24 protein-coding genes are annotated in these 25,400 nt (G+C 62.5%); 8 read left to right on the top strand and 16 right to left on the bottom strand.

Annotated elements, in window-relative coordinates; translation table 11 throughout:
• From Q0877_RS15790 to Q0877_RS15775, 4 genes are all read left to right on the top strand, one after another.
• On the top strand, positions 1-259 hold a 259-nt coding region (locus tag Q0877_RS15790; RefSeq protein ID WP_299169592.1), incomplete at its 5' end, for a hypothetical protein.
• Between the two features lie 41 nt (positions 260-300).
• Positions 301-720, top strand: coding sequence for a VOC family protein (locus tag Q0877_RS15785; protein WP_299169589.1), 420 nt, complete (start codon positions 301-303; stop codon positions 718-720).
• Positions 721-897: 177 nt separating this feature from the next.
• Positions 898-2,073 (top strand): MFS transporter, encoded by a 1,176-nt coding sequence (locus Q0877_RS15780; RefSeq protein ID WP_299169586.1) that lies wholly within the window; start codon positions 898-900, stop codon positions 2,071-2,073.
• Between the two features lie 9 nt (positions 2,074-2,082).
• Positions 2,083-2,712 (top strand): peptide deformylase, encoded by a 630-nt coding sequence (locus Q0877_RS15775; protein WP_299169584.1) that lies wholly within the window; start codon positions 2,083-2,085, stop codon positions 2,710-2,712.
• Between the two features lie 25 nt (positions 2,713-2,737).
• On the opposite strand, the gene Q0877_RS15770 is transcribed toward Q0877_RS15775, so the two are convergent.
• A complete protein-coding gene (locus Q0877_RS15770; RefSeq protein ID WP_299169582.1) occupies positions 2,738-4,753 on the bottom strand; it encodes a S9 family peptidase in 2,016 nt (671 codons plus the stop codon).
• A 64-nt stretch (positions 4,754-4,817) separates the two neighbouring features.
• On the opposite strand from Q0877_RS15770, the gene Q0877_RS15765 reads away from it, so the two are divergent.
• The 4 genes from Q0877_RS15765 (at position 4,818) to Q0877_RS15750 (ending at position 7,842) form a co-directional block, all read left to right on the top strand.
• Positions 4,818-5,702 (top strand): methyltransferase domain-containing protein, encoded by an 885-nt coding sequence (locus Q0877_RS15765; protein WP_299169579.1) that lies wholly within the window; start codon positions 4,818-4,820, stop codon positions 5,700-5,702.
• A 107-nt stretch (positions 5,703-5,809) separates the two neighbouring features.
• Positions 5,810-6,289, top strand: a complete 480-nt coding sequence (locus tag Q0877_RS15760; protein WP_299169576.1) for an NfeD family protein — start codon at positions 5,810-5,812, stop codon at positions 6,287-6,289.
• A gap of 37 nt (positions 6,290-6,326) precedes the next feature.
• Positions 6,327-7,271: an SPFH domain-containing protein gene (locus Q0877_RS15755; RefSeq protein WP_299169573.1), complete on the top strand. Its 945-nt coding sequence runs from the start codon at positions 6,327-6,329 to the stop codon at positions 7,269-7,271.
• Between the two features lie 223 nt (positions 7,272-7,494).
• Positions 7,495-7,842, top strand: a complete 348-nt coding sequence (locus Q0877_RS15750) for an RNA polymerase-binding protein RbpA (RefSeq protein ID WP_026543576.1) — start codon at positions 7,495-7,497, stop codon at positions 7,840-7,842.
• 137 nt (positions 7,843-7,979) lie between these two features.
• On the opposite strand, the gene Q0877_RS15745 is transcribed toward Q0877_RS15750, so the two are convergent.
• The 15 genes from Q0877_RS15745 to arc all read right to left on the bottom strand — a co-directional run bounded on the left by Q0877_RS15745 (position 7,980) and on the right by arc (position 25,269).
• Positions 7,980-8,714 carry a polyprenol monophosphomannose synthase gene (locus Q0877_RS15745; RefSeq protein ID WP_299169568.1) on the bottom strand — a complete coding sequence of 245 codons (735 nt, stop codon included), beginning with the start codon at positions 8,712-8,714 and terminating at the stop codon, positions 7,980-7,982.
• Between the two features lie 415 nt (positions 8,715-9,129).
• Positions 9,130-10,764 (bottom strand): amidohydrolase, encoded by a 1,635-nt coding sequence (locus Q0877_RS15740; RefSeq protein ID WP_299169565.1) that lies wholly within the window; start codon positions 10,762-10,764, stop codon positions 9,130-9,132.
• A 35-nt stretch (positions 10,765-10,799) separates the two neighbouring features.
• Positions 10,800-13,616, bottom strand: a complete 2,817-nt coding sequence (locus Q0877_RS15735; protein WP_299169563.1) for an RNA helicase — start codon at positions 13,614-13,616, stop codon at positions 10,800-10,802.
• 49 nt (positions 13,617-13,665) lie between these two features.
• A complete protein-coding gene (gene tatC / locus Q0877_RS15730; RefSeq protein ID WP_299169560.1) occupies positions 13,666-14,493 on the bottom strand; it encodes a twin-arginine translocase subunit TatC in 828 nt (275 codons plus the stop codon).
• A 5-nt stretch (positions 14,494-14,498) separates the two neighbouring features.
• Positions 14,499-14,789 (bottom strand): Sec-independent protein translocase subunit TatA, encoded by a 291-nt coding sequence (gene tatA, locus Q0877_RS15725; protein WP_299169558.1) that lies wholly within the window; start codon positions 14,787-14,789, stop codon positions 14,499-14,501.
• Positions 14,790-14,827: 38 nt separating this feature from the next.
• Complete coding sequence (locus tag Q0877_RS15720) at positions 14,828-15,160, bottom strand: hypothetical protein (protein ID WP_299169556.1); 333 nt, start codon at positions 15,158-15,160, stop codon at positions 14,828-14,830.
• A 9-nt stretch (positions 15,161-15,169) separates the two neighbouring features.
• Positions 15,170-17,146: a YafY family protein gene (locus Q0877_RS15715; RefSeq protein WP_299169551.1), complete on the bottom strand. Its 1,977-nt coding sequence runs from the start codon at positions 17,144-17,146 to the stop codon at positions 15,170-15,172.
• Positions 17,147-17,238: 92 nt separating this feature from the next.
• The gene (locus Q0877_RS15710) at positions 17,239-17,634 is read right to left on the bottom strand and encodes an FKBP-type peptidyl-prolyl cis-trans isomerase (RefSeq protein ID WP_299169547.1); all 396 of its coding nucleotides are present in this window, start codon (positions 17,632-17,634) and stop codon (positions 17,239-17,241) included.
• Positions 17,635-17,644: 10 nt separating this feature from the next.
• Complete coding sequence (locus Q0877_RS15705) at positions 17,645-18,598, bottom strand: FKBP-type peptidyl-prolyl cis-trans isomerase (RefSeq protein WP_299169545.1); 954 nt, start codon at positions 18,596-18,598, stop codon at positions 17,645-17,647.
• 129 nt (positions 18,599-18,727) lie between these two features.
• On the bottom strand, positions 18,728-20,089 hold the full coding sequence (gene pafA / locus Q0877_RS15700) for a Pup--protein ligase (RefSeq protein ID WP_299169543.1): 1,362 nt from the start codon (positions 20,087-20,089) through the stop codon (positions 18,728-18,730).
• Positions 20,089-20,820 carry a proteasome subunit alpha gene (gene prcA, locus Q0877_RS15695; protein WP_299169540.1) on the bottom strand — a complete coding sequence of 244 codons (732 nt, stop codon included), beginning with the start codon at positions 20,818-20,820 and terminating at the stop codon, positions 20,089-20,091. Before prcA ends, pafA begins: the two co-directional genes overlap by 1 nt.
• A 2-nt stretch (positions 20,821-20,822) precedes the next feature.
• Positions 20,823-21,644 carry a proteasome subunit beta gene (gene prcB / locus Q0877_RS15690; protein ID WP_299169538.1) on the bottom strand — a complete coding sequence of 274 codons (822 nt, stop codon included), beginning with the start codon at positions 21,642-21,644 and terminating at the stop codon, positions 20,823-20,825.
• A gap of 3 nt (positions 21,645-21,647) precedes the next feature.
• Positions 21,648-21,857: a ubiquitin-like protein Pup gene (locus tag Q0877_RS15685; protein ID WP_299169535.1), complete on the bottom strand. Its 210-nt coding sequence runs from the start codon at positions 21,855-21,857 to the stop codon at positions 21,648-21,650.
• Positions 21,858-21,895: 38 nt separating this feature from the next.
• Positions 21,896-23,479 carry a depupylase/deamidase Dop gene (dop, locus tag Q0877_RS15680; RefSeq protein WP_299169596.1) on the bottom strand — a complete coding sequence of 528 codons (1,584 nt, stop codon included), beginning with the start codon at positions 23,477-23,479 and terminating at the stop codon, positions 21,896-21,898.
• 62 nt (positions 23,480-23,541) lie between these two features.
• Complete coding sequence (gene arc / locus Q0877_RS15675; RefSeq protein ID WP_299169595.1) at positions 23,542-25,269, bottom strand: proteasome ATPase; 1,728 nt, start codon at positions 25,267-25,269, stop codon at positions 23,542-23,544.
• Positions 25,270-25,400 lie beyond the last annotated feature (131 nt).

Raw genomic sequence — 25,400 nt, 5'->3', positions numbered from 1 at the left:
CAGCAAGGCCGCACGATCAGCCCTGCCCAAGAACCAGAACTCCGTCGCGTCCCGGAAACCAATCACAATCAACAGCCGATCGGTGGATCAAGGCTTAGCTGTATCGCCCCTAGCGGCAGGTACTTACTCCGGATGGCTAACTCGCTGCGTCGTGTATCCCGGCGTGGAGATGGCGTGGCTCGGGTTGGCGGCGGCACTGTGCGTCAAGCCCTTCGTGGTGCACTATGGTGACGGAGTGCTGCAAGCGTGCCTCGGATGAGAGGGACCGGCGCTTCGCAAGTGCGACACGAGGAGACCGATATGAGCACACGCCTTAATCCTTACCTTGGCTTCCGTGATACCGCCAGGGAGGCAATGACTTACTACCAGTCCGTCTTCGGTGGTGAAATCGCCCTCAGCACGTTCCGCGACTTTCACGCCAGTGAGGACGAGAGCGAGCTGGACAAAATCATGCACGGCATGCTTACCACCGATAGCGGAATGGTTTTGATGGCGGCTGACACGCCGAACAGCATGGATTACACGCCGGGCAACACGTACTCGATATCCCTGAGCGGTGAAAATGAGGGCGAGCTGCGTGGTTACTGGGACCGGCTCTCAGGCGACGGAACGGTAACTGTGCCGCTCGAAGTTGCACCGTGGGGCGATCATTTCGGTATGTGCACCGACAAGTTTGGTGTGGCGTGGCTGATCAACATCGCCGGTACTCCGCAGCAGTAGCAGGACGCCTGACATCCGTCGACCGAAAGTGTTCCTTGAACATCCAAGGCGGAAGGGGGGCGTACATGGGCGCGCCTCTTCCGGGTGTCTCTGGATCGGTTACTTGACATAATGTCGATTATCGGCACTTTATGGAGCACGTTCGGAAGGGGCAGTCGGGACGTTTCGCGGCGGAACGTGCTGATTGTCCTGTGCCTGACGGAAATCACCAGTTGGGGCATTCTGTTCTACGCGTTCCCGGTTCTCGCGGGCGAGATCAGCGTAACCACCGGTTGGTCTTTGCCGGTCGTCAACGGCGCGTTTTCGATCGGCCTGGTCTGCTCGGCGCTCACTGGACTGGTCGTCGGGCGGATTCTGGACCGCAACGGCCCACGGGCGGTTATGACAATCGGATCCCTTCTTGCCGCACCCGCGCTGTGCCTCGTCGCTCTGGCCGGCAGCCTGCCGCTGTTTTTCACCGGCTGGGTGCTTGCCGGCGTCGCCATGGGTATGGTGCTGTATCCGCCGGCGTTCGCCGCCGTGACACGCTGGTGGGGCCTCGGGCGCACGCGGGCGCTCACGATCCTCACCATTGTCGGCGGGTTGGCCAGCACCATTTTCGCTCCACTGACAGCCCTGATCACCGCCGGCGTCGGCTGGCGCATCACCTATCTGATCCTTGCCGGCGCGCTTTTCGTCGTCACTGTCCCCGCGCACTTCTTCGGACTCCGAAGGCACTGGGAGCCGCACAGGGAGGATGCGGACGGTGCGGTGTTCTCACCCAGCCCCCCGACTGACATCATCAGGAGCCTGCCCTTTCTGGCTCTCGTCGCAGCCGTCAGCCTCGCCGCGCTGGCGTCGTTTGCCGCCGTCATCAACCTGGTCCCGCTGCTGACCGAACGCGGGATCAACACCACCCTGGCAGCCACGGCGCTGGGAATCGGCGGCATCGGGCAGGTTCTCGGCCGGTTGGGCTACGGCCTGTTTGAACGGCTGCCGCTCCGGCTGAGGACTGCGCTCGTGCTGTTTGCAACAACGCTCACGACGGCGCTGCTTGGACTCACGGAAACCTTCGCCGCCGCGGTACTGATCGCGCTGGCGGCAGGTGTGGCCAGGGGAATCTTCACCCTGCTGCATGCGACCGCCGTGACGGATCGCTGGGGCTCCGCGCACTACGGCCGCCTGACCGCGCTCGTTGCTTCACCGATTACGCTGGCCACTGCGTTGGGTCCCTGGGCGGGTGCAGGACTGGCTGTCCTTCTCGGAAGCTACTCAAGGGCGTTCCTGGTGCTTGCGGGGATTAATGGCCTGGCTATTGCGCTGGCGTTCTACAGCGTGCCGCGGAAGGCACCCGACGCTGCACAGCGAATCTAGGATGGGATGATGGAAACCTACCCTCGGGCGGATATTCGGTCACTGGTGCGCGGAATTATTGATCAGGAGCGGCCGCCTATCGTCCAGCTCGGCGATCCGGTTCTGCGGAATCCCGCGGCGCCGTTTGACGGCCAGGTGGATGATGCCGAGCTCGCCGAACTTCTCGCGGTCATGAGAAAAGCGATGCACGATGCACCCGGCGTGGGTCTGGCTGCGCCGCAACTTGGCATTCCCCTGCGTCTGGCCGTCATCGAGGATGTTCTTCCCCAGCCCGACGAAATTGCCGGAGTTCGGGAACGGCCGCCGCTGCCCTATCTCGCCGTGATCAATCCGACGTACACACCGGTCGGCCGGGAAACGGCGTCATTCTTCGAGGGCTGCCTGTCCTTCAGCGGATGGCAGGCCGTAGTTGAGCGGCACCGCACGGTCCAACTGGAATACCAGACTCCTGACGGATTGCAGGCCACCCGACAATTCACTGGGTGGCCTGCCCGTATCGTCCAGCATGAGACCGATCACCTGGACGGCGTCGTCTACATCGACAAGGCGAAGACGCGCTCGCTCATGAGCAGTACGGCCTACAGTGAGCGCTGGGCGCAGCCCGGTATCGAACTGGCTCAGCGCTCGCTGAACTTCTAGACACCACGCTGCCCGAGGCGCCGGATCACGCCGGCTGGTTCTTCTTGCTCGGCAACTTGTCCGCCCACCATCGCAGAATGTGCTCGAAACGCTGACGCCGGTGCCAGGGGGTGCCGGAACGCGACAACTCGTGCGTCTCCCCCGGAAAAATCAGCATTTCAGCGTCGACTCCATGACGCTTCAGGGCGGTGTAGTAGCGCTGCGCCTGTTCCAGCGGACAGCGCAGATCCTCCTCCGAGTGAACGACGAAGGTGGGCGTACGTACCTTGTCGACATGCGCATACGGGCTTTGTGCCCGCACCCTCTCAGGATCCGATCCGGTGTAGGCCTCCGAGAAGAACCACCCGATGTCCGAAGAGCCGATGAACGATTCCGGATCAAGGAAACCCCGTTCAACGACGGCTCCCTGGAACCGGTGGTCGTTGGCAATCAGCCAGGCTGTCAGGTAACCGCCGTAGGAACCGCCCATGACGCCCAGCCTGTCGCCGTCGAGCTGGTCGTACTTCTGCACCGCACCCTCGAGGAATGCGAGAACGTCCTGCATGTCCACCGTCCCCATGGCTTCCCTGATCACGCGGCCGTGTTCCTGGCCGTAGCCAGCTGCGCCGCGCGGATTGCACATCAGAACCGCGTATCCGGCCTCTGCGTAGACTTGCGCTTCATCGAAGTAGCCCCAGCCGTACTGCGCGTAAGGGCCGCCGTGAATGTTGAGGAGCACCGGATGTGGGCCCTCCCCCTCGGGAACGAGCACCCAACCGTGAACCGGGTAGCCATCCGGCGCAGTAAACGTTTCTTCGCGGGGCTCAATCACCGTGGATTCGCTGCGCAGGTTCGCAGAAAAGTCGGTAAGCCTGGTCAGCGATCCGCCTTCGATCCGCGCGACGTCGCCCATGGTGGCCGGATCCGTATAGGCGGCGACGACCACGCCATTTACGCTTGCAGCGCCGGTCACTACATACCCGCCGTCCGCGATCGTCTGCATGTTTCCCCGGGAATCGACCAGGCGCAGGTCTCCGGCACCGCGGCTGCGGTTGAAGACCAACACGCTATCCTTCCCCGCCCGAACGATCTCGCCAACCTCCCCGAGGTCATGGGTCTCGGGGTCGGTGAGCACCTGTACCTGGGTGGGGTCGCTGACCGGCGCAACATACAGAGCCGTGTTACGAGCGACGAAGTCGACGCCGGTGGATGAGAGCGAACTGCCAAGATAGTAGAGCCACTGCCCGTCCTCGCTGTGGACCGGATTGCCGCAGCTGAGGAGGTCGTCGGTGAAATTGGTCAGGCGCTGCCGGTCGCTGCCGTCCAGGGCAATGGAATAGATGTCCGAGCGGAGGCTTGTTGCGGAATCGGGCTCGAGTGCGGCGCTGAAGAGGATGCGCGACCCGTCCGCGGCGAACATTGGGGCTGAATGGTCGGCATCCGAATCGGTGAGCTGCTTCAGGGCCGGGAACGCAGACGTTGCGTCCTCTTCCGTTGAGCGGGCAGCCCGTCCCACTGGCTTCACGAAGGGCTCCTCCCCCAGCGCCGGTACATCCAGGAGGAACAGGTGCGACCTTTTGTCCCCGATGTAACCGACACCGTTCATCTGGTACTTGAAGCCGCTGACGAGCCGCGGATCCTCCTGCCCGGCGGATACACCGTCCACAGTTCCGTAGCGGCCTTCCTCGGGCACTCGGGCCGTTAGCACCAGGCGTCGTGAGTCCGGAGACCATTCAAAGCCGGAAACGCCGAGCGGCTGATCCGTCAGCTGCTGCGGTTCTCCTCCCCTGCTCTCCGCCAGGAACACCTGGGGCTTGCCGCCCTGGTCCGCCCGCAGAAAGGCCAGGGCAGTTCCGTCCGGCGAGTATCGGGGTGCGGTGTCCCTGAAACCCCTGGTGAGGCGCCGGGGCGAACGGTTATCCAGCGGCACCTCCCACAATTGACCGACGTAAGCATCGGCGTCGTAGTCAGGCCGGGTCACAGAGACTACGCAGCGGTCGGCGTCCGGGTGGAGCGAGGGTGCGCTCACTGAATTCAGCAGATTGAGTGTGTTTGGTTTCACAACTACGAGACTATGCCCCGCAGGCACTGCCGCTCAAAGTCGAAGATCCACCTACGATGGTCGGGTGTCGTCTACTCCGGAACCGCTCCTGCTCTGTCCGGTCTGTGAGGATCCCCTGGACGTGGAACATGCTCGATGCGCAGTACTTCCCAAGAACGACGGCGGTGCACGCTTTCTTCGTTGTCGGCGCGGACACCGCTTCGATGCCGCCAGGCAGGGTTACTTCAACCTTTTGACTGGACGGGGAACTGCCTTCGCAGCGGATACGGCAGCAATGGTGCAGGCGCGCATCGACTTTCTTGGCAGCGGCCACTTTCGGCCGCTGGCGGATGCACTGTCCACAGCGGCAGCAGAATTTGCGGTCGAGCGGCCAGTTGTCCTGGATGTCGGAGCCGGAACCGGGTACTATCTCGCCGCAGTCCGGGAACGGGTGAACGCACGTGCAGCTGTTGCTTTGGACATTTCGAAATTCGCGTTGCGTCGGGCAGCCAGGTTACTGCCCGACGCCCTCTGCCTGGTATGGGATGTCTGGCGGCCGCTGCCCCTTGGGGAAGCCAGCGTAGACCTGGCGCTCAACGTCTTCGCGCCACGAAATGCCCCTGAGTTCGCACGCGTGTGCCGGGACGGCGCGACTCTGCTCGTTGTCACTCCCCTGCCCCGCCACCTGCAGGAGATAGCAGAAGGCGCCCGGCTCCTCGACATCCGTCCGGGGAAGGATAACGACGTCGCAGCCTCCATGGCAGACGGATTCGAGACGATCGAATCGCGAACGGTGGAATTTCAGATGGCGCTTTCCCCCGCGGATGTCGGGAATGTCGCTGCTATGGGACCAGCTGGTCACCACAGCGCTCCGTCTGAGGCCGGGTTCTCCACTCCTGCTTCGTCAGTTACAGCGGCCTTCACTCTGCAGGTCTTCCGCCGCCGCATCAGGGAAGTATCGAAGACATAAGGATATTCCGCCGGGGCTATATTTCGTTGTCAACGTTTGACATGATGGAAGCAGGCACAGGCAGATGATTGCAGTGTCTACCGGTGTCCTCAGGAGGGAAGGAAGCAATGGTTGACTGGCTGGTACAAAACACCTGGATACTCTGGCTGGTGCTTATGCTCGGTCTGGCCGCCGTTGAAACACTGACCCTCGACCTGTTCTTCCTCATGCTTGCAACAGGCGCCCTTGCCGGACTCATAGGCGCGCTTGCGGGAACCACCTTCTTCATCCAGGTCGTGATCTTCTGCGTAGTCTCGCTCCTGATGGTTCTGCTGGTTCGGCCGGTGGCGCTGAAGCACCTGAAACGCGGAACGGTCGAACAGTTGAGCAATATCGATCGGTTGATCGGCGAAGATGCCCTCACCCTCGAACCGGTGACCGGACAGAGCGGAACCGTCAAGCTTGGGGGCGATACCTGGACTGCACGGACCGCCGATGGTTCCTTGCTCCCCGCAGGGAGCCGGGTCACGGTCTCCCGCATCGACGGTGCCACCGCAGTCGTGGTCGGCACACAGCAGGCTGATAGCGGTCCGATCACCTCGTCTTGATACGACGCCCTGCACCATTCACAACACAAGGGGAACCATGTTCACAGATTCAGGCACAATCGGACTCACCATAGTTCTGATTGTTCTGGTCGTTTTCGTCCTGATCGTCCTGGTGAAGTCCGTGCGGATTATTCCGCAGGCGCGCGCCGGTGTAGTCGAACGGCTCGGGAAGTATCAGCGGACGCTTCAGCCCGGCCTCACAATCCTGATCCCCTTTGTCGACCGGCTGTTGCCGCTCCTCGACCTTCGCGAACAGGTCGTTTCCTTCCCCCCGCAACCCGTGATCACCGAGGACAACCTGGTGGTGTCCATCGATACGGTGGTCTACTTCCAGGTTACGGATGCCCGTGCTGCGACGTATGAAATCGCGAACTACATCCAGGCGGTCGAGCAGCTGACCACCACCACCCTGCGCAATGTTGTCGGTGGGCTGAATCTTGAGGAAGCACTGACCTCGCGTGACCAGATCAACGGCCAGCTGCGCGGTGTCCTCGATGACGCAACCGGTCGCTGGGGCATCCGGGTCTCACGCGTTGAACTCAAGGCGATCGACCCGCCGCACTCCATCCAGGACTCCATGGAGAAGCAGATGCGAGCGGAGCGCGATCGGCGAGCCGCTATCCTCACCGCAGAAGGCACCAAGCAGTCACAAATTCTTACCGCAGAAGGGCAGCGGCAAGCAGCCATCCTTGCTGCTGAAGGCGACGCGAAGGCCGCCATCCTGAGAGCTGACGGTGAGTCGCAAGCCATCCAGAAGGTCTTCGATGCCATTCACAAGGGCAACCCCACACAGAAGCTGCTCGCTTATCAATACCTGCAGACGCTGCCCAAGCTCGCTGAAGGCAACTCGAACAAACTGTGGATCATCCCCAGTGAAGTAGGAGAAGCACTCAAAGGTATCGGGAATGTGCTTGGCTCCCAAGACCGCGAGGACGCGGAAACGGGATTGCCCGTCGCCGCTGATGACGGCTCGCGCCCCTGACTTTTGCGGTCCCCGGCCGGAGCTTCTGGAAGAGTTGGGGTATCTCCGGAGCTTCGGTAGAGTGGGGTGTTTGCCGGTTTAGTACGCTGTCGGGAACAGACAGCGGACCGCCGGCGTTATATCTGTGAGACGCGGCAATAACACCGTGGTGCCGTGCGCCCGGTTGGGTGGCACCAGCGGCACCTGGGAGTCCAGGATGCCATACGTAGTTTAGGGAGAAAAGATGAGCGACCGTAGCCTGCGGGGCATGCGCCTTGGCGCCCAAAGCATGGAAACCGAGTCCGGCGTCGAGCCGGCACCCCGGCAACGTATTGAGTACCGTTGCGAGGACGGCGAACGTGTCTTCGTGACGTTTGCCGCAGAAGCGGAAATTCCTCCGGTTTGGGTTTCCAAGACCGGCAAGGAAGCACTGCTCGTCGACGGAGAGCGCCCTGACACATCAGGAGACAAGCCGGTTCGTACCCACTGGGACATGCTTCTGGAGCGCCGCTCAATGGAAGAGCTGGAGCAGATTCTTGAGGATCGCCTCAATATCCTTCGGGAGCGTCGCGGAGAGCGCCGCTCCGCCTGATTCTTTCTGCAGAAAGCCCGGGTGCTTCGTTGAAGCCCCGGGCTATTTCGCGCCATTCTTTGCTGGCGTCCCGCCAGGCCAACGCACCGCGATCCGGTTCACGTCACAGCCTGTCGCCGGAAGTGAACGGTTGACGCTTACCGGACGGTGAGCCGTCCCCGCAGGGCAAAGAACCGAGCGGCGAAACCCCAGCGGGTGACATTCGCGATGGCTTCGAAAACGATACCGCCGCTCATTTTGGAGTCGCCGTATTCACGCTCCACGAACGTGATCGGCACTTCGACAATGCGAAGGCCGTTCTTGGCTACACGGAATGTCATGTCGACTTGAAAGCCGTATCCGACAGAATCGACGGTGGCCAGGTCGATGCTCTCAAGGGTTTCGCGACGGAAAGCACGGTAGCCGGCTGTGATGTCACGCACGCCGAGCCCCAGCATCGTCCGTGAGTAGAGACTCCCGGCACGGGAAAGCAACTTGCGATGAAAGGGCCAGTTGACCACTGATCCACCGGGAACCCAGCGGGAGCCGATCACCAGATGGGCGCTCGAAATGGCATCCAGCATTGCGGGTAGCTGTTCGGGCTGGTGTGAGCCGTCCGCGTCCATCTCGACGAGGACGTCGTATCCCTGCTCCAGTGCCCAGCGGAAACCCGCTATGTAGGCTGCGCCAAGACCCTCTTTGCCCCGGCGGTGCAGGACGTGCACTGCGGTGTCTTGGGCCGCGATGGCGTCCGCGAGTTCTCCGGTGCCGTCAGGGCTGTTGTCGTCAACCACCAGCACGTCCGAGTGCGGAACTGCAGCGCGCAGGCGTTCAAGGGTCAAAGGGAGGGATTGGTGCTCGTTGTAGGTGGGAATGATGGTGACAACGCGCACTCATGAACCTTTCGACGGGGCAGGTGCGCATGGCACAGCAGCTTGAGAATCCGAATCGACTTCCCAGTATAGGCAGGAGTCAGGTCGTGAGGTTACGGGTAGGTTCGCACGCCTTCGGGCCAGCAGTGATCGATCGATCGGCGCTGTTTTCTACTGACGTGCAAACCTACCCGTTGTGAGTACCAAGCCTTCCACCGCGCGAAAGAGACTGACATTACGTCTGCCGTCCCTTTGGCGTCGCAGTGTGCGGTGGCTCGGTGGGGCTCATCCGGACTGCCGGATTCCTCCCCGTAGATCTAAAAGCTTACGTCCTGTGGAGGAGGTGTCAACAGGCCCCTGACCTGCTGTTTCATACGTTTGTGCAGGTCAGCCCACTGATGCCGTGGATTTGCATTGGCCCTGGGCCGGACGGTGCTCACCTGCCGGCCAGCTCGCCACGGCTGAAAAGCTGTTCTCCCTGATGCACGGTTTCAAGGCAACGTGGCTCCCGGCCGGTGTCGAGCGCCGGGAGCAGCGGTGTGCCTGCTCTCGGGTCGGTGCTCCAGGACTGGACCCTGCTGTCCGGAGTCTGCACCATCAGTTCGTCCACCTCCCATACGGCGTAGGATGCGGGCGCTCCTGGCACCAGTTGGCCCAGAAGGGGATTCTGGGCTCCCGCAGCGCGCCATCCCGCGCGGGTGTGGGCAATGAAAGCGGCCCGCGCCGAGATCCGCTCCTGCGGACTGGTGTGCGCTATGCAAGCCCGCACCGACTGCCAGGGTGACATCCGGGTGACAGGCGAATCGGAGCCCAGACACACAGGCACTCCCTGACTCAGCAGGCTGCCCACGCGGTTCATGGGAAGATAACGGTCCGTCCCCAAGCGCTGTTCGTAGAGCCCGCCCGGTGCTCCCCACAGCGCGTCAAATCCTGGCTGGGCGCTCACGACCGTCCCGAAATGGACCAGGCTCCGGATGGCCTCATCATCGGCCATTTCCACGTGCTCGAGCCGGTGCCGTGAAGCGCGCACTTTCTCGATCCCGTGAAGAGCGGCAGCCTTCTCCAGCCCTGCGATAACCGTGTCCAGTCCCTCGTCACCGATAACGTGGAAGCCGGCCTGCATACCCCCGGCAGTCGCCGCACCGAGGTGAACGGCGACGCCGTCAGCATCCATGAAAGTACTTCCGCACGAGTGCGGTGCATCGGCGTAGGGGACACGCATGCGCGCCGTGTGCGAGCCTATCGAGCCATCGACGTTCAGGTCCCCGCCGAGGCCCAGTACCCGGCCATCGAAGCCATCAAGGATGGAACGCATCTCCTCCTCGGAGGCCGCTGCCTGGCCCCAGTAGGCAAGAACTTCGGCGTGAGGCCCCTCGAGCGACAGCAGCGAGAGAAGATCTTCCCGGGGCGCGATGTGGGGAGCAGCCATTTCGACGACGGCGACAATCCCGTGCGCAGCGGCGTGGTTCAGCGCGGTTCGCTGCAGGACTTCCCGCTCACTGCTTTCCGGGCTCCGTACCGCCGTCCGCGCGGCCAGGTGCGCATCGCGCACCACGAATCCGTTGTCCCATCCCTCCCGGCTGGAGAGCGAGAGGCGCCTGGCCAGGGACGCGGACACGACGGCCGAGTGAACGTCTGCCCGGACGAGATAGACGTCGCGCCCCCCTGACGCATTGTCGAGTTCGGCAGCAGTCGGCGGACGGCGCTCCGACCAGCGGGATTCGTCCCAACCGTTACCCATGATCGTTCCGGGCACAGTTCCCGCCGCTTGTGCTACCAGGGTCAGCAGCTCATCAAGGCTGTTGACCCCGGTGAGGTCGAGGGAAGTCAGCGCGAGCCCTGTCTCGGTGGTGTGGAAGTGGGAGTCGACGAAGCCCGGGGCGATGAGGGCACCGTGCAGGTCCACTACGTCCATGCTGCTGTCGGCCAGAGAGGTTGCCGCGTGCTCAGACCCGACCCAGGCGACCGTATCCCCGGTGACGAGCATGGCAGTGGCGAACGGATCGGCTGCGCTGTAGACGGAGCCGTTACGGTACAGAATGGGCTTGGGAGGGGTGGAAGACGCAGGCACAGGGATGCAACTTTCGGGTTGGGAGCAGTTTTTCGCTATTCGGACACGGCGGAGTAGGCAACGACCCCGCGCCGGATGAGATCGATCGAGTTGATGCACAGGCGGCGGAATCCCGGTGGCAGGTCAGGAACCTTGGCCAGCTGGTCAATGAGGTCGATGATCTGCTTCGCCCAGCGCACAAAGTCACCCGCTGCAAGGTCAGTACCCTGCAGCGCGTTCTGGAGCCCTTTGCCCCGCGCCCATTTGTAGATAGGCCAGACGAGGCCGAAATCCGGTTCGCTGGTAACAGAGAGCCGGTGCTGCTCCTCCAGGTCGGTCAGGCGGGACCACTGCCGGATAACGACGTCGATGGAGGTTTCCAGCGAAACTGACGGCATCCGGGGACGCAGGCCGCGTTCCTCCCGTTTGGCCTGGTAGACCAGTGCCGACGCAAGCGCCGCGAGTTCGGCCGCGTCAAGGTCGTCAAATGCACCGTGCTCAAGCGACAACGCGATCAGCAGATCTTTCTCGCCATAGATCCGGCGAAGCTTCTGCCCGGCCGGTGTGATGGCCAGGCCCTGATCTGAGTGTTCCTGCAGGTAGCCGTATTGCAGAAGGACTTCGGAAACCCGGTCGAAAATCTTCGCGATGGTGTTTGTACGCCCGCGGATCTGCTGGGCAAGGCGGTCCGTCTCCCGCCGCAGTTTCCACCACCGTTCCGCCCAGCGGGCGTGGTTCTCGCGGTCGCTGCAGCCGTGGCAGGGATGTGCCCTGAGCCGGCGCCGCAACTCGGCGATCGCCTTTTCCTGGCGTTCAGTGCCGGTAGTTGGGAACTCTACCGGTGCCCTTGTGGTGGGAGGCCTTCTGTCGTTGAGCGAGTTCCGGAGGGACGCGGCGAGATCCCGTCGGTCCTTCGGCTTGCGCGCATCAAACTGTTTCGGAACCCGCACCCGCGACAGGACGGCCACCGGACCGTCCAGATCCTGGACCGAAAGCCGGCGTACGTGTTTTTCGAGCGTGAGGACGGTGGGCCGGGGATCGCGCGTCGCGTCAGCGGTCAGCACCACCGCGTATCCGGCGATCCGGCCGGCAGGTATGTCAACGACGTCGCCGGGGCGGAGTGCTTCCAGCGAAGCGGCGGCGGCGCTTCGCCGGTTCCGCGTACCCGCTTTCGATGCTGCTGACTCAAGATCGGACAGTTCACGCCGGATGGCAGAGTACTCCGAGAAGTCGCCGAGGTGGCACGTCATCGCCTCCGCATAACCCTTCAAGGATTCTTCACGCGCGCGCACCTGACGGGCAAGGCCGACGACCGAGCGGTCCGCCTGAAACTGGGCGAAGGAGGTCTCCAGGATTTCCCGTGTGCGGTACTGCCCGAATTGGGAGACGAGATTGATGCTCATGTTATAGGTGGGCCGGAAGCTGGAGTTCAGCGGGTAGGTCCGGCGCGAGGCAAGTCCTGCCACCGCTCCCGGATCCGTTCCCGGCTGCCAGAGGACGACGGCGTGGCCCTCCACGTCGATGCCCCGCCGGCCTGCCCGGCCGGTGAGCTGGGTATACTCCCCCGCGGTGATGTTCACGTGGGCTTCGCCGTTGAACTTGTCGAGTTTTTCCAGCACTACGGACCTGGCCGGCATGTTGACCCCGAGCGCAAGAGTTTCAGTGGCGAAGACTGCTTTGACCAGCCCTGCCTCGAAGAGTTTCTCGACCACCTCCTTGAAGGTCGGCAGCATCCCCGCGTGGTGCGCGGCGAACCCGCGGATCAATCCTTCACGCCATGACCAATAGCCCAGTATTTCCAGGTCCTCCTCAGGGATATCGAGGGTTGCCTCCTCGATGCGGTCACTGATGACGCCACGCTCATACTCGGTGGTCAGCCATAAGCCGGCGTCGAGGCATTGGGTGACTGCCGCCTCGCAGCCATTGCGCGAGAAAATGAAAGTGATGGCGGGAAGCAACCCGTCCCGGTCAAGCGCAGCAATCACCTGCGGGCGACTTGCTCTCCGCACGGCGGCCTGCGGCTGCTGGTAACGGGTCTGCCCGCCGCGACCGCGTTTTGGCCCTGCGCCCCAGCGTGCGCGTTGATTCATGCGCGTTTCAGTGGTGGCGAGGTCCAGCAGTTCAGGGTTCACGGCGAACTTCTCCTCGGCGCCGCTCGAGGACCCGCCGGCCGCCGCCTCGTCGAAAGCCACGTCACCGGCGAAGAGATCGAGCAACTGCTGCCCCACCATCACGTGCTGCCAGAGCGGCACCGGCCGGTGCTCCGACACCACGACGTCGGTATCGCCCCGTACGGTATGGAGCCAGGAGCCAAACTCCTCTGCGTTGGACACGGTGGCGCTGAGGGACACCACCTTGACTTCGGTAGGCAGGTGGATGATCACCTCTTCCCACACCGCTCCGCGGAACCTGTCAGCCAGGTAGTGCACCTCATCCATCACGACGTATCCAAGGCCGGCGAGCGTGTCGGAATCCGCATACAGCATGTTCCGTAGCACTTCGGTGGTCATGACGACGACGGGAGCCTCGGCGTTGATGCTCGTGTCGCCGGTCAGCAGGCCCACTCTGTCGGCTCCGTGCAAGGCAGCGAGTTCGGCGTACTTCTGGTTGCTGAGTGCCTTGATCGGCGTGGTGTAGAACGCCTTCAGCTGGTCTCTGAGCGCCATAAAGATGGCAAATTCCCCGACGACCGTCTTCCCTGCGCCGGTAGGCGCTGCGACAAGCACTCCCCTGCCGGCTTCGAGTGAGGTGCACGCGTCCCGCTGGAACACGTCCAGCTCGAAACCGAGGGTTTGCTCGAACTGGTGGAGCCGGGTTTTTGCATACTGGTTACGCGCCTGCGCTGCCTGATACCGCTCGGCTGGGGAGGTCATGGATCAAGCCTAGACTCTCCAAAGCTTCCGCTCCTGCACCGGGCAGGCGTCAGAGACCGTCGATTCTCGATGCGGTATCTGCGTTGGCCTCGACGTCGGCTTCCCGGGCAGCGTTTCGCTTCTCCCGGCGCTTGTCATTGATGAGACAGAGGGCGATCGCCACGAAGAACAAAAGGAGGAGAGGCACTGCGAGATAGAACATGCTCATGGCATCGCCGCCCGGTGCCGCCATCGCGGCAAACAGGCAGATGAGGAACACGGTGATGCGCCACGACTTCAGTACCTGCTTGCCCTTGACGACGCCGACGAGGTTGAGTCCGAAAAGAACCACAGGCAGCAGGAAAGCGATACCAAAGGCGAGCATCAGCCGCAGCAGGAACGTGATGTACACGGGTACCGAGATGAGGTTCGCGAACCCTTCCGGCGTGAAGTCCGTCAGGACCCGCACGGCGCTCGGCAGGATCAGCCAGGCCAGATAGAGGCCTCCGATGAACAGTGGGACGGCAACAGCAATGAAGCCGAGAGCAACGCGTCGTTCCTTATTGCGCAGTCCGGGTGTGATGAATGCCCAAAGCTGGTAGAGCCAGACCGGGCTGGCGATTACGAGACCGAGGAAGACCGAGATCTGGATCATCAGATCGAAAGGGGATCCGACGCCGTCGAAGTTCAGCGCCGCATTCCTGCCGTCGATCTCGTTGATATTGCGAACCGGTTCTGCCATAGCTTCAAGCACCGGGTTGTAGATGAAGAACCCTATGACGGTACCTACCACTAGAGCAATGGCAGATTTGAAGACACGGTTACGCGCCTCAATCAGATGTTCCTTGAGCGCCATCCGCCCCTCGGGGTTTGCTTTGCGCCCTTTCACCCGCGGCATAGTGCTCAGCTGGTCGAGGAAGTGCTACCCGGGCCCGAGGAACGGCCGGTGCCATGCTGGGAATTCTGGGTGCGTGGGGATTCGGTGTGCTGCGGCTGGTCCATCACACGCCCCTCGACCGGTGAGGACCCATCGTCGTCAGTGCTGCCGTTCTCTTCCTTCATCTGCCGGACTTCTGACTTGAAGATGCGAAGCGACTGGCCGACGCTGCGTGCCAGGCCCGGTAATTTGGGCGCACCAAACAGCAGGATCGCAATAACGATGATGATAAGGATGTGCCAACCCTGGATCTGCATGACGAATGTCCTCTCGTGAGTCTAGGTTCAAGTCTAAGTCATAGGTGGGGTAAGTCACGCAGCAGTTGGGGCTGCCCGCGAAGTGAGCGCACCCGAACCCTGCGTTCCAGCCGCCGCCACTTGCGCGCACGTGTTGCCAGGGCGTTCTCGGCGCGGACATCGGCGGGCTCTTTGAGGACGGCAAGGGATGCCTGCCTCAGATTCTCGCCCTCGGATCCGGCGAAGTTGGGCGCTATCAGCTCGGAGGCACGACCGGCTTCGTCCATGAGGGCAGTGAAACCGCGAAAGAGGCGCCACGCGAGGAAACCCAGGAAGAGAAGCGCCAGCGCAGCAAGGGCCACCCACAAAATAATCCACGTCCACCAGTCCATGGGCCAAGTCTAGTTGCCGCTGAACTCCGCATAGGCGGTCAAGCCTGCGTCAAGGAAGTGCAGCGCCCGATCCCTCTCGGCGTCGGGCGCCACCACACTACACTCGCCGCCGAGGCTTGCCACGAGACCCGGGAGCCACGCGGTGGTGCCGACTCTGATTTCCGCTGCGAGCTTCCCGTCATCGGTCGGAGCAGTACGCTCGGCGGCATAGGAACGGGCGATCCACTGAGCACTCGGGCTGAGAAGCAGCACGACGGCGTGGTCGGCGCTGGAGCGGTCGAAAATCACGGCGGGTGTGTGCGCATCGGTTGTAGCGGGCAGGTTGGTCAACTCGACCTGCTGCACGCGGTCCAGCCGGAAATTGCGTCGTCCGACGGCGCGGTGGCACCAAGCGTCCAGGTACCAAGCGTCTTCATGAAGGAATGCACTGATCGGCTCCACAAACCTCTCGGTGACCTCATCACGGGCAGGTACTACGTAGCGCAGATGCAACTGCCGGCGCTGCTCAATCCCGGCACGTATTGTGGCGAGGACCGGTGCCGCCTCTTCCTCCGTCAATCGGGTGGCGATTGAGTCATTTATCCGGGCAGCGTCACCTGCGCCGGCGCGGAGCTTGTCGCGTGCCGACCGCACCGCTGAATGATCAGCAATTCCCGGGAGATGAATCAGCGTGTCCAGCCCCACCAGGAGAGTGCATACCTCATCTAGGCCAAAGCGGATGGGATCACCCAAAGACTGCGGGTCACTGATATGGATCCGGTCGTCCTCGAGCTGGATGTCGATCAGGCCGTCCGGATAGAAACGCGGGCCACTGACGAAAAGCAACTCGACGTCCTTGGTCAGCTGGGTGGGAGAAACACCGAAGTCGCGGGCTGCGTCGGCCACCTTCACTCCGGGATGATTCAGGAAATAGGGCACGAGATCGAGCAACCGCAACAGCCGGTCTTCCGTCGTGCTCGCTGACCTCGCGGCAGGCTTGGCGGTCTGTCCTTCGAATGAAAACGACGGCGCCATCTGGCGTAATGCATGCGCCGCTCCCCCCAACCGGCGTCGTACTTCCGCTACCAGCGGTTCCGGAGATAGCGCGACAGCGTTGGCACCGAACGAGGCGATTTCACCTGCCGCTGCGGCCTCTTCGGCGTAACCGAACTCCAGCGTGTCCCAGCCTTCACCGCGCGGGGCGGCTCTTGCGCCGGGCCGCGCGCGGAGAATGTGGCAGGTTCCCGTTCTGATCGCGACGGTTGCACGTCGGCCCGGTTCAGTCGAACTCAGGGCCGCAAGGGAAGCGGACATGGAGAATTTCGGAGGCACCGCATATGCGCCGGCCTGAATGCTTGGAGGCGTCGTCATCCGGGTGAGGCGGAACCAGCGCTCCGCCTGACGGTCGGTGTCGAAGCCGACAAGGTACCAATGCCCGAACCGGCTGCCCATGCCCCACGGCTGCACCGTGCGCACCCGCTCCTCGCCGGTGCTGGCTGCACGGTAACCGAACCGGATCACCTGACGTCCCGTTGTGGCGTGCCAGAGCTCGTCCCAGAACGGTTCGTTGGTCCGGATACGCGCCTCGATGGGTGTTGCAGAAGCCGGTTCCGTGCCTACTGTCCTGCCCTGCAGCTTCCGAAGTGCGCGTGATGCCGCTGACCCCAGGGAGGCTTCCTGCCACATGCCTGCAGCGATGGTCAGGGCCGCCGATTCCGCAGCTGTGAAGCTCATTCCGCGGAGACGGTAGTCCTCGGCGTTGATCCGATAGCGGGTGGACGCGTTGTCATTTTCGAACAGGGGGTCTTCGGTGAAGGACTCAACCGGAATGCCTTGCTCGCGCAGGGTGGCCTTGTCCCGGTCGAAAAGTTTCTCCCGAGCGGCAAGAGTTGGTGCCTGCTCGTACTGTTCGACTTCACGGAAAAGCTCCTCCTTGGTCCAACCCTGCCGGTTGGACAGAAGCAGCATCACCAGGGTAAGCAGTCGCTCTGTACGTTTCGCTGACACGGTGGCAAGGATACCTTCTGAAGGAGCTGCAACGGAGCAGGGCGGGCAGCGTCACCCATCGGTGTTGCTGCCCGCCCTGCTATCCGTTCCTGTTAGCGGACGCCCATCAGATCGACGACGAAAATAAGCGACTCTCCCGGCGCGATGGCGGAGCCGGCACCCCGGTCTCCGTAAGCAAGGTGCGGCGGAATCTCGAGCCGACGCCGCCCGCCGACCTTCATGCCGGTAATGCCCTGATCCCAGCCCTGGATGACCTGACCAACACCGATCCGGAAATCCAGAGGTTCACCCCGGTTCCAGGACGAGTCGAATTCCTCGCCAGTGGAAAATGCCACGCCGACGTAGTGAGCGGAGACGGTATCCCCCGTCTGCGCCTCGCGGCCTGTACCTTCAATCAGATCCTTGATGACAAGATCCTCCGGCAGGTCAACTCCCGGGAAGTCAACCTCTGGTTTGGTGCGGTCATATTCGCGCTGTCCGAACGACATGGAACTCCTCTTACTCTGCGGGTACTTTTTCGACGATTTCGACGTAGAAGGCAAGCGGTCCTGACGGACCCTGCGCAGCCTGGTCGCCATAGGCCATCACTGACGGGATCACGAGCAGGACCTTTGCGCCTTCCTTGAGCCCGGAAAGGCCCTGGGTCCAGCCCTGGATGACTCCGCTCAACGGAAATTCCGAGGGTTCGCCGCGTTCGAAGCTCGAGTCGAACTGCTCGCCCTGCCAGGACCAGCCGGTGTAGTTCGCGGCAATGGTGTCTGCTTCAGTGATCTCCTCACCGGTCCCCTCCTCGATTACCTTGACGACGAGGTCCGACGGCGCTTCGTTGTCAGGGAACTCGATCGAGGGAACACCCTCCCCATCGAGTGTCACGGTGGGAAGCTGCCCCGCTTCCTCGAGCTCAGCTACTTCCTCGGAGGAAAGCTTCTTGGGCGGTTCGGGAGGCGTCTCGGCGCTGATGACCTTGAGCACCAGCAACTGGTTCGGAGTCGCGGTCTGCTGCCCTTCGGGCAGCTCAAGCGGTGCGGTGTAGGCAATCTGGGACCCCACCTTTGTGCCGACGAGCACCTCGAACAGTTCGGGATCCGCTTCTTTCAGCTGATCTGTGAGCTGCAGTGTCTGCGGCTGGCCGGACTCGTACGAGTCCTGCAGAACCGTGCCGTCATCGGCGTTAAGGAAGACCAGGTGGAATTGCAGGGTCTGGCCGGCCTCGATGACGTCGCCGTCGCCTTCGGTGACCGCCCGCACTGCGGTGTCAGTGATGTCCAGCGGTGCATCGAACTCAACCTCCGGGGCAGTGTCCTCCCCTGCGTCCGTCACCTCGACTGATTCGAGAATTTCAGCGGCGCCGGCGGTTTTGCCTTCCTGGTCGAAGTCCGCGGGTGTGCTGGCTCCGCCGCATGCCGTCAGGAACAGCATCGCGGGCAGCAAGAATGCTAATACTTTGCGCACGGTATTTCTTTCAAGTGGGATGAGGAACGCGGTTCCGCGATCCTGCCGGCGGTGGTCTCGGCACCGGACTTATCTACCCTAACGGCTTGGGCGGTGAAGTTTCTCCCTCCCGGGTGCAGGCTGACCCCCTCACAGCTGGTCGAAAAGAGCGCTAACCCGATCGTCCTCAGCAGCGAACGGATCCTTGCAGAGGATAGTTTGCTGCGCACGGTCATTGAGTTTGAGGTGCACCCAGTCGACGGTGAAATCACGATTGGCCTCTTTTGCTCTGCGCACAAACTCTCCCCGTAACCGGGCGCGGGTGGTTTGCGGCGGAATATCCACGGCGGCCTTGATGTCGACGTCGTCGACAACCCGCTCCGTCTCCCCGCGCGCTTGCAGCATGAAGAAGAGGCCGCGTGACCGGGAAATGTCGTGGTAAGTCAGGTCGAGCTGCGCAACCCGTGCGGAGTCAAGATCCAGATTGTTTCGTTCCATGTAGCGGTCAACAAGCTTCTTCTTGATTGCCCAGTCGATTTCACGGTCCACCAATGCATGGTTGCCGGTCTCGACGGCTTCGAGGGTGCGCTCCCATAGTTCAAGCACCCGGGGAAGGTGAGGGGTATGCGCGCCTTCAGCCTTGACGAAGGCGCGTGCGCGGTTGAGATACTCGCGCTGGATGTCCAGGGCCGACACGCGCCGGCCATTGGCAAGCTTCAGTGGTTGCTTCCCGGTGAGGTCATGGGAGATCTCGCGGATACTCCGGATGGGGTTCTCGAGCCGAAAGTCACGCATGATGACGCCGGCTTCAATCATGCGCAGAATCAGGTCGACCGATGCAATTTTCAGGAGCGTGGTCGTCTCCGACATATTCGAGTCACCCGCGATCACATGCAGGCGCCGGTAGTACTCGGCGTCGGCGTGCGGTTCGTCGCGGGTGTTGATTATGGGCCTTGAGCGGGTCGTCGCGGAGGACACACCTTCCCAGATGTGGTCTGCCCGCTGGGAAAAGGCATACAGCGAACCGGACTGGGTCTTCAGGACCTTCCCGGCTCCAACCAGGAGCTGACGGGTAACGAGGAACGGGATCAGGATGTCGGACAGCCGGGAAAACTCCAGCTTGCGCGGTATAAGGTAGTTTTCGTGGGAGCCGTAGGAGTTGCCAGCGGAATCAGTGTTGTTCTTGAAGAGATAGACCCGCCCGTCGTAACCCTCCTGCCCCAGCTTTCGCTGCGCTTCAGCGATCAAGTCTTCAAGGATCAGCTCGCCGGCCCGGTCATGGGCTATCAGCTGCGCGACGTCGTCGCATTCGGCAGTGGCATACTCCGGGTGGGAGCCGACGTCCAGGTACAGACGCGATCCATTGGTGAGAAAGACGTTCGACGACCGCCCCCAGCTGACCACCTTCCGGAAGAGGTAGCGGGCCACTTCCTCCGGAGAGAGCGGCCGCGAGTTGGGGCCGGAGTAGGCGATTCCGAACTCCGTCTCAATTCCGTAGATTCGGCGGTCCACTACAGCGACGCCCGATCGGCATCCAGCATGATGTCCACCTCTCGGGCCCCAACACGGCGGAACGCACGGACATTACCGCGAGCCGACAGCGGGTCCCGGTCCAGAACCGCGACTTCGAGGGTTTTGGAACCCAGATGCGCTTTGGGCTCAGAGGTTGTGCCGCCGTCGTACCGCAGCGAGTCCACTGCTGCACGGATGGCATCACCGAAGTCCTGTTCCGCGCTCCAACGGCCCTTCAACGCATTCACGACGGCGTCCGCCTGGCCTCCCATCACAATGAATCCGGTCTCATCCGCGATGGAGCCGTCGAAGGTCAATCGGTAGATGTGATCCTGGGCAATGGACGCACCGACTTCAGCCACGGCGAGTTCAACCTCGAACGGCTTGCTCTCGGCGGTGAACACGGCCCCGAGGCTTTGCGCGTACACGCTGGCCAGACCGCGCGCTGTGACATCCTCACGGTCGTAGGAGTAGCCCCTGACATCCGCATACCGGACCCCGGCCTGCCGCAGGCTTTCAAACTCGTTGTACTTTCCGACTGCAGCGAAGGCGATCCGGTCGTAGATCTCCCCTAGCTTGTGTAGCGAAGGGGAGGGATTCTCGGCCACCAGCGCAATACCTTCCCTGCAGGACAGGACGACGACGGACCGCCCGCGCGCAATGCCTTTCCGCGCGAAATCAGCGCGGTCCTTCATGAGCTGCTCGGGCGAGACGTAGAACTGCTGAGTCATAGTCAGGCCTCCCGTCCTGATACCGACCGTGAGGCGATGATCTCCCCGGCCGCGTCCGCGAGGCTCCGCTCAGGAATCCGCCGCGCACCTGCACCGTTGACGGTGTAGACAACGGGCCAAAGCTGGCGCACGACGTCGGGACCGCCCGTTGCCGAATCATCATCGGCTGCGTCATACAGGGCTTCCACGGCAACCTTCACCGCGTCGTCCTCACCGAGGTTGGGCTTCCACAGCTTTTTCAGTGCACCCCGGGCGAAAACCGAGCCGGACCCGACCGAGTGATGTTCCTGTTCCTCGTACCGGCCGCCGGTGACGTCATAGGAAAAGAGGCGCCCAATCCTGCTGGTGGTGTCGAACCCCGCGAAGAGGGGCACGACGGCGAGGCCCTGGAGGGCAAGCGGGAGGTTCGCCCTGATCATCGCCGCGAGCCGGTTCGCCTTGCCGTCCAGGCTCATTCTCGTGCCTTCGATTTTCTCGTAATGTTCCAGCTCGACCTGGAACAGTCGCGTGATATCAAGGGCTATTCCGGCGCTGCCCGCAATGCCGAGCACCGAGAACATATCTGCCGGAAACACCTTCTCGATGTGGCGGCTGGCAATGATGTTTCCCATCGTTGCCCGCCGGTCTCCGGCCATCAATACGCCGCCTGCATAGGTCAGGGACACAATTGTGGTGGCGTGCGGGGCAAGGTCCGCCCCGCTGACGGCGTGGTTTCCCGCATTGCGGGCAGAGGGCAGTGCAGCGGGATTCTGTGCGGCGATGTAGTCGGAGAAAGAGGTGGATGCGGCCCGGCCTATTGCTGCGGCCGCGTCTTCCGGCAGCATGCGTTACTGTCCGCCCTTCTGAACGAATCCCCGGACGAACTCTTCCGCGTTTGACTCCAGAACACCGTCGATCTCATCCAGAAGGTCATCGACCCCTTCGGTCTGGCTGTTGTCCTGCGACTGGCCGGGGGCCGGTGCAGGGGTGGGGTCGGGAGTGACCTCGTCCTGCTCCTCGGGGCGCGCTCCGGTGTTCCGCTGGTCTTGTATTGCCATGATGAGAGCCCTTCTCTTCAGCCTGTTGTCGGCTACTTCTATGGTGCCATGCTGGGTTCCGGACCGCCCTGCAGCCGGGAGACAAATTCCTCCGCCGTCCGCGAACCGGCGAACAGTTCCTCGGTCAGCGCCGCAGTGCCGCGTAGCGGCTCCCTCGTCTGGATCCGCTGGAGCCTCCGCTGTGAGGGCAGTTCGAAAATGATCGAGTCCCAGCTGGCGCCGACCACTTCTTTCGGGAAGGAGGAAATACAGCGTCCGCGAAAGTAGGCACGCGTGTCCCTCGGCGGATCAGCAACCGCCGCAACGACGTCGTCGTCGCTGACCAGCTGTTCCATCTCGCCCCGGGCTGCGAGCCGGTAATAGAGTCCCTTGGACGGCCTGATGTCTGCATACTGAAGGTCGATCAACGCCAGTCGGGGATCATTCCATTCAAGGGCATCGCGGTCGCGGTAGGCCTGAAGAACCTTCAGCTTGGCTACCCAGTCCACCTGCCGGGCGGCGGCCAGCTGGTCCCGGCCCAGCGTCACCAGGAGGGATTCCCAGCGGGCCAGGACATCTTCTGTCTGCGCGTCGCCACCGCCCTGGACGTCCACTGCCGATCGCGCCGCCTCCAGATACATTTCCTGAATCTCCAGTGCGGTGACCCTCCGCCCGTCCGTGAGGGTTACAAGGTGACGCAGGGAGGGGTCATGGCTGACGGCTTGCAGCTCCCGAACCGGCTCAGCGATCTCCGGCACAGGGATCAGCTCGTTCTCGATCAATGACAGGATCAATGACGTCGTGCCCAGCTTCAGGTAGTTGGATACCTCGCTCAGGTTCGCGTCACCGATGATGACGTGCAGCCGCCGGTACTTCTCCGCGACCGCGTGCGGCTCATCGCGGGTGTTGATGATTGGCCGGCGGACGGTGGTCTCAAGGCCGACTTCATTCTCGAAGAAGTCCGCGCGCTGGCTGAGCTGGAAGCCGGGCTGCTGGTTCAAGGCGCCGATCCCCACCCGTCCTGCACCGCAGATCACCTGCCGGGTCACAAAGAAGGGAATCAGTGCGGCGGCAATCCTGCCGAACGGAACGCTTCGGGGTACGAGGTAGTTCTCATGTGAGCCGTAGGAGACGCTTTTATTGTCCGTGTTGTTCTTGTAAAGAATGACGGGTGAAAAACCGGGGGTGGCTGCGATGCGCGCCATTGCGCGCTGCACCACGACGTCTCCGGCGCGGTCCCAACGCACCGCATCCAGCGGGCTGGTCACCTCGGGACTGGAGTACTCAGGGTGTGCATGGTCCACGTATAGCCGAGCCCCGTTGCCGAGGACGAGATTCATCAGCACCGCGGCGTCTTCTGCGGGCTCGTCACCTGCGCGGTCCACCAGGGCAACCTGCTCCGCTGTCAGGACGGGCGGTTCATCGGTGAGCTGGGAGGGCTCAGCAGCCGCGCGGCCAATCTGCCAGCCTCTCGCGTCGGACAGCGGGGCCTCGTCCGTATAGTCCCAGCGGGTGCCGGTAAGGTTCCCGAGACCTTCGCGCAGCGTGGCTGCGTAGGCGTTCACTACCTGCGTCGAAAGCACCGTCGCATTCGCATCTGAAATTCCGGGAGCTATGATGCCGTATTCGGTTTCCGTGCCCATCACCCGGTGTACGGTCAGGGGCGGGAGATCGGTTGGTCGTGCGGAAGCGAAGGAAGTTTCCGTCACAGATACTGCCCTGTGTTGGCCGCGGTTTCAATTGTTTTGCCCGGCTCCTGCCCCGCCTTGCCCTGGACGATGGTGCGAATGTACGTGATCCGCTCACCCTTCTTGCCCGAAATCCGGGCCCAGTCGTCCGGATTGGTGGTGTTGGGCATGTCCTCATGCTCGCGGAACTCGTCCACTACAGCCTGCAGCAGGTGGTCGATACGCAGGCCTTTCTGCCCATTCAGCAGTAGGTCCTTGATGGCGCTCTTCTTCGCCCGGTCCACCACATTCTGAATGACGGCGCCGGAGTTGAAATCCTTGAAGTAGAGCATCTCCGTGTCACCGTTGGCGTACGTGACTTCGAGGTATTCGTTGGACTTCTCCGTCGAATACATCTTCTCCACCGTGCGGCGGATCATCTCCTGGATGGTGGCCGCAACGTTACCGCCGTGCTCGGCCAGATCCTCGCGGTGCAGCGGCAGATTCCCGGTGACATACTTCGCGAAGATCTCCGCAGCGCCCTCTGCATCAGGACGGTGAATCTTGATTTTGACGTCCAGACGCCCCGGCCGGAGGATGGCCGGGTCGATCATGTCCTCGCGGTTGGACGCACCGATGACGATAACGTTCTCAAGCTTCTCAACACCGTCGATCTCGCTGAGCAGCTGCGGCACGATGGTGGTCTCGACATCTGAAGAAACTCCCGTCCCACGTGTTCGAAACAGCGAATCCATTTCGTCGAAGAACACGACCACGGGCGAGCCGTCCGACGCCTTCTCCCTGGCTCTGGCAAAGATCAGCCGGATATGGCGTTCGGTTTCACCAACATATTTGTCCAGCAGCTCCGGACCCTTGATGTTGAGGAAATAACTGCGGGTTTCCTCCGAGCCGGTGCGCTCGATCGCCCTCGCGGCCAGCGAGTTGGCCACGGCCTTGGCGATGAGGGTCTTACCGCACCCCGGCGGCCCGTAAAGCAGGATCCCCTTGGGCGCCTTCAGCCCATGTTCGCGGTACAGATCAGGATGGAGGAACGGCAGCTCGACAGCATCGCGGATCTGCTCGATCTGCGGCCCCAGCCCTCCGATGTCCTCGTAAGCAATGTCCGGAACCTCCTCGAGAACGAGGTTCTCGACCTCGCTGCGTGCGATCTTTTCCAGGGCATAACCGGTTCGGTTGTCGACCGACAGGGCGTCGCCGACCCGGATCTTCTGCCGTTGCAGCGGTCCGCTCAGACGGACCACGCGCTCTTCGTCAGCCCGGCCGATCACGAGTACCCTGTCGCTGCCCAGGAGTTCCTTGACGGTCACAAGTTCACCGGCACGCTCAAAGGAGAGCGCCGCAATGATCGTCAGGGATTCGTTGAGCAGGACCTCCTGCCCGGCTTGGAGTTCGTCTACGTTGATGAGCGGGCTGACGGCAACCCTGAGTTTCCTGCCCGATTGGAAGATATCCGCGCTGTCCTGCAGCGCAGCCTGCCCCCCATTTGGACCTGCGGAGGAAGTCCGCCCGTTCACTTCGATGACCGTCGCGAAACTGAAGGGCGCGGCACCTTCCTTCTCCAGGGCCGCTTTCAACCGCACGATCTCGGTGCGGGCAGCCTCCAGCGCGGTGACAAGCTTCGAGTTGTTCTGCGTGGCCGCTGCCAGTTGCCGGTCGATGTGCCGCAGCTTGTCGCGTAGTACGTTGATCTGACGCTGGGCAACCGCGACTTGCCCGTCGGCGGGAATCCGTGCGGAATCGGGCACGGGATGGGGCGTTCCGGAGTCGTTATTTGAGGTATCCAACGCGATCGCCACCTTCACCGTTGTCTGTTGCGTTACCTTTTGACCATAGCGCAGTGCTCATTGGATTAGGCCGAAAGTGATGACTTCGTCAC

The sequence above is a fragment of the uncultured Arthrobacter sp. genome (genome assembly GCF_947495145.1).
Classification (GTDB): domain Bacteria; phylum Actinomycetota; class Actinomycetes; order Actinomycetales; family Micrococcaceae; genus Arthrobacter_D.
The sequence above is the reverse complement of the archived record's forward strand: the minus strand, read 5'-3'. Positions and strand labels throughout refer to the sequence as shown.